This window comes from Streptomyces sp. NPDC000410, assembly GCF_040300305.1.
Taxonomy (GTDB): Bacteria; Actinomycetota; Actinomycetes; order Streptomycetales; family Streptomycetaceae; genus Streptomyces.
The window spans coordinates 20,031-30,755 of record NZ_JBEPDM010000063.1; the positions used below are offsets into that span (position 1 = coordinate 20,031).

The 10,725-nt window shown below is 72.6% G+C and carries 8 protein-coding genes; 2 read left to right on the forward strand and 6 right to left on the reverse strand.

What is annotated here, in order from left to right; all coding sequences use genetic code 11:
• Positions 1-53: 53 nt before the first annotated feature.
• Complete coding sequence (locus ABT342_RS34180; RefSeq protein ID WP_351582385.1) at positions 54-1,154, forward strand: IS630 family transposase; 1,101 nt, start codon at positions 54-56, stop codon at positions 1,152-1,154.
• Between the two features lie 339 nt (positions 1,155-1,493).
• Here the strand turns inward: ABT342_RS34180 and ABT342_RS34185 are convergent, their stop codons facing one another.
• From ABT342_RS34185 to mobF, 3 genes are all read right to left on the reverse strand, one after another.
• Positions 1,494-1,961, reverse strand: a complete 468-nt coding sequence (locus ABT342_RS34185) for a hypothetical protein (protein WP_351582387.1) — start codon at positions 1,959-1,961, stop codon at positions 1,494-1,496.
• A 305-nt stretch (positions 1,962-2,266) separates the two neighbouring features.
• Complete coding sequence (locus ABT342_RS34190) at positions 2,267-2,851, reverse strand: hypothetical protein (protein ID WP_351582389.1); 585 nt, start codon at positions 2,849-2,851, stop codon at positions 2,267-2,269.
• Positions 2,852-3,033: 182 nt separating this feature from the next.
• Entirely contained in the window at positions 3,034-7,725 is a 4,692-nt protein-coding gene (mobF, locus tag ABT342_RS34195; RefSeq protein WP_351582390.1) for a MobF family relaxase, read from the reverse strand.
• Between the two features lie 491 nt (positions 7,726-8,216).
• On the opposite strand from mobF, the gene ABT342_RS34200 reads away from it, so the two are divergent.
• Positions 8,217-8,960 carry a hypothetical protein gene (locus tag ABT342_RS34200; RefSeq protein WP_351582392.1) on the forward strand — a complete coding sequence of 248 codons (744 nt, stop codon included), beginning with the start codon at positions 8,217-8,219 and terminating at the stop codon, positions 8,958-8,960.
• Between the two features lie 77 nt (positions 8,961-9,037).
• Here ABT342_RS34200 and ABT342_RS34205 read toward each other — a convergent pair whose 3' ends face one another.
• From ABT342_RS34205 to ABT342_RS34215, 3 genes are all read right to left on the reverse strand, one after another.
• Complete coding sequence (locus ABT342_RS34205; RefSeq protein ID WP_351582394.1) at positions 9,038-9,505, reverse strand: hypothetical protein; 468 nt, start codon at positions 9,503-9,505, stop codon at positions 9,038-9,040.
• A gap of 207 nt (positions 9,506-9,712) precedes the next feature.
• On the reverse strand, positions 9,713-10,210 hold the full coding sequence (locus ABT342_RS34210) for a hypothetical protein (protein WP_351582396.1): 498 nt from the start codon (positions 10,208-10,210) through the stop codon (positions 9,713-9,715).
• A gap of 246 nt (positions 10,211-10,456) precedes the next feature.
• On the reverse strand, positions 10,457-10,725 hold a 269-nt coding region (locus ABT342_RS34215), incomplete at its 5' end, for a hypothetical protein (RefSeq protein WP_351582398.1).

The window sequence follows — 10,725 nt, forward strand, 5'->3', positions numbered from 1 at the left end:
TCGGTGATGTGGGCTGCGGTTCGGGTATCAGGTAGGGCCGGGAGGGGCTGCCCGTGCCGAAGATCTTGCGTGTGGAGTTGACGTCTGATCAGGAACGCGAGGTGCGTGAGCGTCTGCGGGCCCGCAATCTCGCGCCGGGTGCCAGACTACGTCTGGAGTGCATACGGCTGCTGGGGCGGGGCCTGACCGTGCCCGAGGTTGCGGACCTACTCGAATGCAACGACGTCACCGTGCGCGGTGCGGTCCACCGCTTCGCGGCCGGCGGGTTCTACGCACTGGCGGATGCCCCTCGCCCAGGCCGCCCGGCCTCGATCACCCGCGAGGACCGCGAGGCGCTGGCCGCGCTGCTGGACGAGTCCGCCCGGCAGGGCCGGACCTGGACTGCCGCCGCGCTGTGCGACTGGCTGGCCGCCGAGCGGGGGGTGCGGGTCTCGGCGGCCTGGCTGACCGGACTGCTCCACCGGGACGGGTTCCGGTGGAAACGGACCCGGGACACGCTGCGGCACAAGGCTGACCCCGTCCTCCAGCAGGCCGCCCGGGCCAGGCTGGAGGATTTACGGCTGGAGGCGCACGCGGGCGTAAGAGACCTGTACTTCCTCGACGAGAGCGGGTTCGCGCCGACCATGTCCACGGGATACACCTGGTCACGGGCAGGGCAGCGGGCCGTCGTGCCGCGCGAGGACAAGAAGGGCCGGCGCGTGAACGTCCTCGGGGCCCTGTGCGTGGGATCACACGCCGATCTGGTCTGGGCGAGGACCTGCGGCAAGATCGACGCGGTCATGCTGCTGGAGTTCGTATGTACGAGCCTGGCCCGCCTGCCCGGCGGGGCCGCAGCACTGGACAGGCCTCCTGCGGGCTTCACACGGGTACGGCCGTGCACGGTCGTCCTGGACAACGCCTCCGCGCACGTGGCCCGAGCCTTCAAAGGGCGCCGCGAGGAACTGGCCGCCATCGGCGTCGAACTCTTCTACCTCCCGCCTCGCAGCCCCGAGCTGAACGACATCGAGCGGGTGTGGCGCTCGGCGAAGTACGAGGACTACCCCGAGCGCGTCCACACCACCGCCGAAACGGTCGGCACCGCAGTCGACCAAGCCCTGAACCGTCAGCGGACACGCATCAAAGGATCAGCAGCCAACTTCACCAAAGCCGCTTAGCCCATGGCGTAGGCCCGCGATCCGAGCGCTCGGCAAGTCCGCCGTCGCAGCGGCCAGCAGCTTGCCCTCCGCGACCACTGCCTTGAGTTCGTAGCTCAACTCATTCCCCACCCCACGGGTGTCGCCGCGCTGATCCTCGCACCTCTGCGAGTCATGGTCGGCAGGCGCTCCCTCAACCACCCCGCCCCTCAACAAAGTCCGTTTGCCGCATCACATCCCCACCCTCACCCGATCAGGTGAAGTGCAGAGAAGTACCAGCTGATCGAAGACGTGACCGTTGAGGTCAGCCACCTGAGCAGCAGCGTGACGGGGCAGCCACGTACGTGGTGGCAGTGGGGGCTACGTGGCGGTGTAGGCGATGGAGGCTGCCACCAGCCGGCCTCGCTCTGCCGCTGCGATCAGCTGGTGCTGGTGCTCCTGCTCACCGCCGCGATGCGGCAGCCCCAGGTCGTCCGCTGCATACAAGATGACATAGCCCACTCGGTGCGCAAGATAGTCCCATCGCGGTGGGACCTCACCCGGCAGTGTGAGCAGCGGTTCGTCCTCTCCTGGCATGTGCACTCTGATCACTTGGGTGTCTCGGTGCAGGTTCAGCCGCCAGCCGTGCGCTTCGCGAATCCGCATCGGGCTGTGTGCCTTGAGCAGGGGAAGACCGGCCGCGAGCAGTACGGCCAGCAACTGTGGCATGAGCGGCCCGGCTGGCCCCAGGGGCATTTCATCGTGGGGATCCTGGTAGGCGTACCAGGCCATCGTGTCCTGTGACATCCCAGCTGACCATGCCTTGCTCGTTGCCTGCGCCGTGCTCATCCAGGTGCCTCATCTCGTGCGTGGCCGGGTGGCCCCCAAGGAGTCAACGACTGGCCCCGTCCGTGGCTACGGTGACGACCGCAGGCGGAGTAAGGCGGCAGCCCGACTGGCTTGAAGCACTCTTCCGGGAGGAATCAGAGGTCAAACTCGAGCTGAGCGCCCCGGCCACCTGCTCCAGGATCTGCGCGCCGTACGCCGCGTTGCGACCGTCCTGGTGCCGGATCCATGGGTAGGCGAAGCCCAGGGAAGTGTTCGCGTAGGCGGCTTGGGGCGGCGGCTGGTCCGCCGGTACTGATCCTGTTTCGTCAGCGTCCCTGCCCGGAACGCCCGCGGCGGGGGCGCTGTGTGGTGCGGCGAGAACGCCGTCCGGGGGCAGGGTCTGCGTCGGCGGGAGTGGTGGCGGGAGAGGAGAAGCCGCTCGCGATGCCCGGCCGGGTAGGGGCCGGCACCTTGGCGGCGGGCGCGGCAGGCGGCTGTGTGGTGCGGCGCGGTCGCGCGGCGCGGGCCAGGATGGTGGCGTTCGGGATGAGCGGGGCGCAGGTCTCGCAGACTTCTTCGACGCTCCACACGCGGCGCATGACCGGGTCGTGTCGCAGGATCATCACCACGGCGCCCGCGCAGTGCGCCTTGGTGTCGGGGTGGGCGCCGCACCTTTGGGAGCCGCAGTGGCACCAGGCGTTGGGGCGGACGGTGGCCGCCTTCGCGTGTGCCGTGGCGTGCTGGGCGGCGAAGGTGCGCAGCGCGGTGAGGTCCTCGGAGCGGGGCGGCATCCGGCACGCTGTGGTGCTGCAGGTGACCGAGGCGGCGCGGCTGCCGTGGCCGATGAGCCGGACCGTCCAGGCCCGCCCGGGGATGCGCTCGGTGGAGGATTCGCTGTACGTGGTCGTCACGGCCGTCCGTTTCTGGTTTCGGTTGCTCGATGATGTTGCTCCACTATGTGCCACCCGCCGGGGCATTGGGCAACAGGTTTCCGCCCCGGGCGGCACGGGTTCCAGGTGGTGCGGCGGCCATCTGGACCGGTGTCCCATCAGACGGCCGACTCCGTCGGACGATCAAGCGTGGCTCGCTGATGTCAGTGGGTCGGGGGCCGGTGGCCGGGCCGGTGCTCCTGGGGCGGGGGCTGCTGGCGCAGTGGTGAGGTCGGCGGGAGAAGGGCGGCGCGTTCGGCGGCGGTGCGGTCCCGTATCTGTTCCAGGCGGTGTTCGACGCGGGCGTGGGTGTAGAGGTCGATGGCGTCGGTGAGGTGGTCCCATTCCTCGCTGTCGAGGCCTGCCGGGCGTGGGCCGAGGATGTCGGGGCCGGCGCGGTGGTGGCGGCGGCGGTAGTCGCTGATGGCGGTGAGGAGTTTGGTGTAGGTGCGCTGTTCGTCCTCGTCGTCTTCGCCGGGGGCGGTGATCTGTTCCATCCAGGGTTCGGGCAGGGGTTCGCCGGCGAGTGCGGCGGCCAGGGCGCGGCGTGCGAGGCGGGCGTCGAGTGCGCTGTAGGACAGGGGTGCGATGCCGAGGGGGCCTGGCAGGGCGGGGTGGTCGGGCAGGGGTCCGGTGGGCGGTGGTGTGTCGAGGTGGCTGAGGGCCGCTTCGATGATGACGGAGGCGGGGGCGTCGGACGGTGGGAGGTGCAGTGGGCGGCGGCGTCCGGTCAGGGCGCGCACCCTGGCGTCGAGGTCGTCCCAGGCCGCCGCGTCGTTGTCGTCGGCGGGGCGCGGGCCCAGTCCGGGGGCGCCGGTGATGGCGTGGCGGGTGCGCCACAGTTCCACCAGAGCGCAGGTGGTGGCCCATGCGTGGCGGCGGCGGGGGGCGCTGGTGGGCGGCGGCGGGCCGAGCGGGCGGGCCCAGGCAGGCGGGGCTGCGGCGAGGGTGTGGCCGCGGTCGGCGAGCGAGCGGGCCAGGATGCGGTGGCGTTCGGCGAGGTGGCCGGCCCAGTGCTGGGGGGTGTCGGGGTGGACCAGGGCATGGGAGTCCGCGACCCAGTCGGGTATGGGGCCGCGGTGGTTGGGGCGGTGCGGTGCGTGGTCGGGCAGTCGCTCGCGCCAGCGCAGTTCGGCGTAGATCTTGTCGCTGGCGGCGTCGGCGCGGGCCAGCGCGGCGCGTGCGGAGTGCCGGCGCTGGTCGGTGGTGGCGCGCCGCGTCGTGAGGTTTCGGCGGACTTGGGCCAGTGAGGTGGCGCCGGAGGGCGCGCTGGATGTGGCGCGCTCGCGCTGGAAGTCCTCGCGTGCGACGTCGCGCCAGTTCAGGGCGCGGCGCAGCTGGGACTCGCGGGTGAGGTCGGCGATCATCTGCCGGGCCGTCTCCGAGAGTGGGGTTCTGCTGGTCTGGGCTCGGCGGATCTGGGTGCGCATCATGGCGAGGTGGGCGGCGAGTTCGCGGCGGGAAAGGTCGCCGAGTGGCCGCTGGTCCCAGGCGGGGTGGGTGTGTCCTGTGCGGGTGGTGACGTCGGTGGGCAGGTGGGTGAAGGCGGCGTCGGCGGCCTTGAGCGCCTCGCGGGCGGCGGCCCGGTGGGCGGCGGCGAGCTTGGTCAGGGTGTGCAGTTGGGTCAGGGTGAGGGCGGCCAGGGGGCGGTGCCGGGTGTCCTGCTGGGCTTCGGCGGCATCAGCCAGGTGTTCGCGCAGCCGCCAGGTCAGTACCGCCGAGGGGTCGTCGGCGTCGCCGAATCCGCGCCTCGGCACGGTGTTTCCCAGCAGGCGGGGCAGGTCGAACCCGGACCGTTCGGCATCATGCAGCGCGCGGATCAGGGCCGGGTAGGCGTCGGCGGCCAGGAACATCGCGGCCCTGTCGGCGCCAAGAGCGTGCTCGAGCAGGCCGGTCAGCCGGGCGGTGGTGGCGCGCTCGGCGACGTCGGCGAACTCCGCCGACAGCTGCCCCGGGGCGGCGATTTCCTGCTGCAGGGCGGCGATCGACTCGGTCGCCGACAGCTGGGCGCGACGCCTCGCGGCGATCGAAGCGAGGACGTCATCCAGGATGTCGCCGTCCTCGATCGCGACGTAGAGGCGGTTGGTGCGCGCCCCGCGGGTCAGCTGGACGTAGACGCCTTCCCGGTGAGAGCGGGCGGAGGCCAGCGCGTGCGAGGTGTCGACCGTCATGCCCTGGGAGCGGTGGATGGTGGAGGCGTAGCCGAGCTCGCACTGGGTGGCCATGTAGTGGGCGGGCAGGCGGATGCGGCCGCGGTGCTGGGTGTGGCGGACCACCACATCACCTGCGGGCAGGATCCTCGTGACCTGCCAGGTGTCGCCGTTCTTCACGAAGTCCCGCCCGCCGCGTACGGTCATGCGGCGGCGGTTGAGGCGGGTGACGATGACGTCGCCGACGTAAGCGTGCTGCCCGGCGCGCAGCGTGGCGGCCTGGCTGGTGTCGACGTTTCCGGCCTTGATGTGCCAGGCCTGGGCGCGCAGGTTGAGCGCGGTCACGGTCGCCGTGTCGGCGGCCGTCATCAGCGAGCTCAGCCCTTTGCCGAGGTCCTTGGCCCAGGCGGCGAAGACCGCGTCGCACATCGCCTCGTAGTTTCCGGCGACGACCCGCCCCTTGTCCCGGTACCAGTCGAAGGCGGCCCGGTTGTCCTCGCCGTCGCGCAAGGTCAGGGAGGCGTCGGCCTCGCCCGGGACGCGGAAGCGGTGCAGCTGGTCGAGTTCGATCGCGCCGCCGGCCCGGGAGATGAGCCTGAGGGCTCCCCCAGCCTCGACGGCGGCAAGCTGGTGCGGATCCCCCAAAAGGCGCACCACCGCACCGGCGGCCGCAGCATCGGCGACGGTTTTGTCGAGCAGGAGAGTGCCGGCCATGCCCGCCTCGTCGATGAGGACGACGTCACCGGGCCGTAGTTCGAAGTCCGTGCCGACCGTCTTCCCCCCGGCGGCCCGGCCGCGCTGGTGCAGCCAGGAGTGCAGGGTGTGGGCGCGCCGGTCGAGGTCGGTGCCGAGGATTTTCGCCGCTCTGGAGGACGGTGCGAGCGGGATCAGCCGTCCGCCGGCCGCGTCCACCGCGCGGGCCACCAGGCGCATCGCCGTGGTCTTTCCTGCGCCCGCCGGCCCGAGACCGGCCAGCAGAAGACGGTCGGAAAGGACGAAGGAGGAGGCGAGCGCGCGCTGTCCGGCGTCCATCGGGCCGCGGCCCAGGGCGGCGACGCGGGCGAAGGTGCCCCTGCCCACCGGCGGGATCACGCTTCGGCGGGCGGCGGCAAGGAGCCGGTCCTCGGCCGCCAGCAGCCAGTGGGTGGTGTAGGTCTGCGAGCCGATGGGCCGGTAGACCGATGTGCCGTCGGGGCGTACCAGGTCGGGGTGCGGGGGGTTGATCTCGGGCGGGGTGATGTCCAGGCAGTCGCCGTGGGCGAGGACCCGGTCGGTGATCTCCTCGGCCGCCCGGGGTGCGGCGGTGGCCCCGGCCAGGGTCCGCATCAGGTAGCGGCGCGCCTCGGCCAGCACGTGGCGGCGGCGGAACGTCGTACGCCGCTCGCACACCGTCGCCAGGACTTCGTCGGCTGCTGCGGCGAGGTCGAACGCGGCGGGAGCGGGCCGGGCCCCAGCCGCGGCGCGGGCGGTGGTGAGCAGGTTGTCGACGACTCCGCGGCCGGTGGCCGCGATCGCACGGCGCCGCCAGTCGGCGAGCAGCTCGTCAAGGGAGCGGGCCTGGCGCTTGGGCGGGCGGGTCTTCACCGTGGCCTGCCAGCGCAGCCGAGTGCGGGCCGGCCGTGTGGGCTGGCGGCCGTGGCGGCGCCGGTAGTCGTCAAAGAGGATGTCCGCCATGGTGCGCACCGCGTGGGAGCGCTGCGCGAACGCGGCACGCAGCCGCCGGTCGATGCCGACGATGTGCATCACCGGCCGCTGGCCGGGAGTGACCTCGACCTCCTGGGTGGCAAGGCCCAGGCGGGAGCAGACGAGCTCGAGGGAGCGCTGGTTGAACAGCTCGCTGGCGACTACGACATCGCGCAGCAGCAGCCTCGAGTCCAGGTTGCGCCAGCGCCCGTCCGGGCCTTTCACCCGCGGCGATATGACCACGTGCTCGTGCAGCATCGGATCGCCCGCGCGGGATTCGTAGTGCAGGTAGACCGTGGCCAGCAGGCCGGGTTCGGCCCGCTGCTGCGCTATGCCGCCCGGGCCGGTGCGGACCGCGAGGGCATGGTGCTCCAGCCAGGCCAGGGCCTCCGTACGGGCCTGGGCCAGGACCTCCAGGACGACCCGGCGCACCTCGGGGCCGCCGAGCGCGAACAGCAGCGACAGATCCTCCGAGGAGAAGGTGAGGTCGTAGCCGGTCACGGCGCGGCGCTGCGGGCCGCTGCGGGCGGCCAGGTACCGGCCGAGCTCGGCGCCATCCGCGGGGGCCCGGTGGTACTCGGCCTCAAACGCGCGCGCCGCGCACCGCATCCGCAGATCCTTCGTCTCGGCCTTCGTCAGCGGGCGGCACAACTGCTCGCTGACGCGGTCCAGGACCTGCTCGATCTCCTTGTCGAGCGGGGACAGTTCAGCCAGGCGCGGCACGGCCGGCCCGAGCTTGGCCTTCTTCATCGCCCGCTTGAGCGAGGCCCCCTCGCTCAGTTCGCGGGCCGTGATCGCCTCGGCGTCGGGGTGCATGCCGAGCCCGAACAAGGCCCGCATCTGCGCGTCGCTCACGATGCCGGACAGGCCCAGAGCGCGGGCGGCCTGCCCGTGCCACACTCCGGGCGGCACCCCCGGCACGCTGGAAGACACCGTCAGCTCGGCGCCCTGGGCACCGTCACCGAGGGCGATGTCGCGCCGGTAATAGCGCTCCCGCCCCGCCGTGAACGCGTTCGCTGTCATCCCCACAACGCCAGAAGATCACCGCGTAGCAGGCCGGCACGGGCACAGGCCGGCTTCGGGCCCCGAACCTCCCAGGGCCCGGAAAACAACCTGCGAACGCGTCCCGCCAGAAGGGAAAACGCCCCTCGAGCACGGTGGGTCGTCAAAAGTGCCAGAGGTGTACGGCGACCGACCCGCCACCGGTCGGCGGCCACACCCCCACACCCTCACCCACCCCCACCAACAACCCGACACCCCAGGCATCGCACACCACCAACACACCGCCGACACCCCAAGCCCCGGCACCACCCCTCACCAGGAGCCTCCACTGCCCCCCGGGGGCCTCTCCCTGCCCGCTCGGGCGTCGTCCCGTGAGCGGGACCGGGCGCAGCGACGGGCGTGCTACGGCCTGGGATACAGGCGGCTTGCGACGGGCGGCGGCGGCGCGGGCGGCTGAGACTGGCGCGGCGTGGCCCGCGGTGGGCGGGCCGGATGGCTGGGAGGTGGCTGTGGTGGCGTCAAGCCGGACCAAGGGCAGGGGGAAGAACAGCGAGATGCTGGCGCGGCGGAAGGCGGCGCTGGGGCGTGCTGCGGAGCGGATGGCCGAGCGGCGGCGGGCGGCGGCGGAGGCGGAGGCTCAGCGGCGGCGCCAGGAGGCGGCGTTCGACGAGCTGGTGGCCGACTTCGAGCTGGCGGTGGAGGAGGAGAAGTCGGCGGCGGCCGAGGTGGAGGAGGAGGTGTGCCGGGTGCGGGAGCGCGGCCGGGTGCGGATCGACGCGGCGAGGGTGGCGGCGGCGCGGGTGGTGCTGGCGATGGGTGAGGCGGGGGAGACGGTGGCCGGGTGTGGGCTGCGGTTGGGTGTGGGGGTGGAGCGGGTCAAGGAGTTGCGGCGGTTGGGGCGTGAGGACCTGGCCGCGGGGGGCTCGCAGTCGGCGCCGGGGCAGGTGAAGACGGACGCCCCGGGGAAGACGACGGTGCTGGAGGAGACGGCGGGTGGGGAGCAGCGGCGGGTTGGTGGGCGCGGGCTGGGGCAGGCGGGCGCGGTGTCGCGCGGCGGGGGCGCGGGGGCTTCGGCGGTGGCCGCTCCCCTGGTGACGGCTCCGGCTGCTCCCCCGGCGCCTGCGGCGGGTCTGGCCCGGTCCGTTCCTCCGGCCGCTGCTCCGGGTGTTTCCTCGGCCGGTGCGCCGGCGGGGTCTTCGGGGGCGCCGGGTGGTGGGGGCGGGGCGCGGCCGGGGTGGCCGGAGTCGTCACGGTGACGGTGACGGTGGGGTGTGTGGGCGTGGAGCGGCCCCGGCTGCCGTGCGGGGCGGTGGCCGGGGCCCGGGGGTTGGGGTCAGCCGTGCTGGTTCGACCAGGGCGCGGCGGGACGCTGCGGGGCGGCGGCCTGGGGGGCGGGGGCCTGGTGCTGGGGCGGGTAGGCGGCGGGCGCGGCGGCCTGGGGCTGCTGCCAGGCGGCCGGGGCGGCGGCCTGCTGTTGCCAGGCGGCCGGGGCGGGGGCCTGCGGGGCGGCGGCCTGGGGCGGGGGTATGTGGCCGGTGAAGGGGCTGGGGTCGATGTCCTTGAGGTAGACGGTGACGGGGGCCTGGTCGGCGACGAAGATGCGTTCGTGGATGCCGGGCGGGGTGAGGACCCACCAGATGGTGTCGTCGCGGCGCTGGGTGCGGCGGATGAGGGGCGGGGGGAGGGTGACCTCTTCGGTGATGTCGGTGTCCGGGTTGGTCTCGGGGACTGTGATGTGGTCGACGGCGCTGAAGAGCCCTGGGTACTGGGCGAGTTCGTTGATGGTGGTCTCGTGCTTCACGGCGTTCCCCCCTTTCTGGTTGCGGCTGGGGCCGGGTTTGTTTGGGACGGTAGGCGGGCTGGTGAGCGGGCGGGGGTGGGTGTGGTGCGCGGGTGCCGGGGGGCGGGATGCGGGTTGGGGTTGTGGGTGCCTGTGGCGGGAAACACGAGCGGCCCCGCGCCGGAACAGGGTGTCCAGGGCGCGGGGCCGCATAGGGGTGGGGCGGGTCTAGCTGGTGGTCATGGTGAGCAGCATGCCCTCGTCGTCGTAGGTGATGTGGAGCAGGAAGTGGGTGGCGTGGTCGGGGGCCGTGCGCAGGATGTCGATCAGGGTCTGGTCGTCGTCGAGGGGGTGGGTCAGGTCGAGGGTTTCGTGGAGGTCGTCGCCGCCGAGGATGGTGGAGGGGTCGGTGCCCGGTCCCCAGTTGTCGGTAAAGGCGATGTGGTACCAGTGACCGTTCTCGTCGCGGGCGTTGGGGGTGTTGTCGATGCCGTTGCTCATGAGGTAGGTGCCGTCGCCTTTGATCCACCACAGGCGGGGGCGGGCGTCGGTGTCGCCGGGGCCGAGCGCGTGCTTGCGGGCGGCGATGGCGTGTTCGGCGATGGAGCGGACCTGGTGGAGGGGGAAGGTGAGGGTGCAGTTCTGTTCGGCGGGGGCCTGGTAGGCGTTGCCGAGAACTTCGCGGAGCAGGGCGTCGCAGCCCTCGGGGGTGGTGGGGTTGGTCATGTCGGGTCCCTGGCATCGGTCGGTGTGGATGGGGGCGCGGGGCCGCCTGCGGCCGTGGGGCCGGGCGGGCGCGGCGGGATGGACGGTGGGATGCCGGGGAGCTATGCGGGCAAGGGCGTGGCGGGTACGCGGGGCGGCCCCGGGCCGAGACGGGTGTCCGGGCACGGGGCCGTAGGAGTGGGGGTGGGGTGGGGCTGGGGAGTTGGAGCGGCAGAGGGGGGCTTGCGTCGTCTCCTGCCGGATGAGTCAGGCGTCGGCGCCGGGTGTGGTGTGGTCGGGCGGGCACGGCGACGGCGGCAGGTTGGCGAGGAGTGCGCGGACGTCGTTGGTGCCCTTGGCTGTCTTCTGGGTGGTGCCGTGGCCGGGCGGGTATGTGAGCGTGGCGCGCAGTACCTTCCCGGAGCGGGCTCCGATGGTGATGTGAGCTGTACTGAGATTTGTGGAGTCCCTGATGCCAGGGTTACCGTCCTGGCGAAGGAGAACCACCAGCACCATGGCAGCACCCCGTAAATACC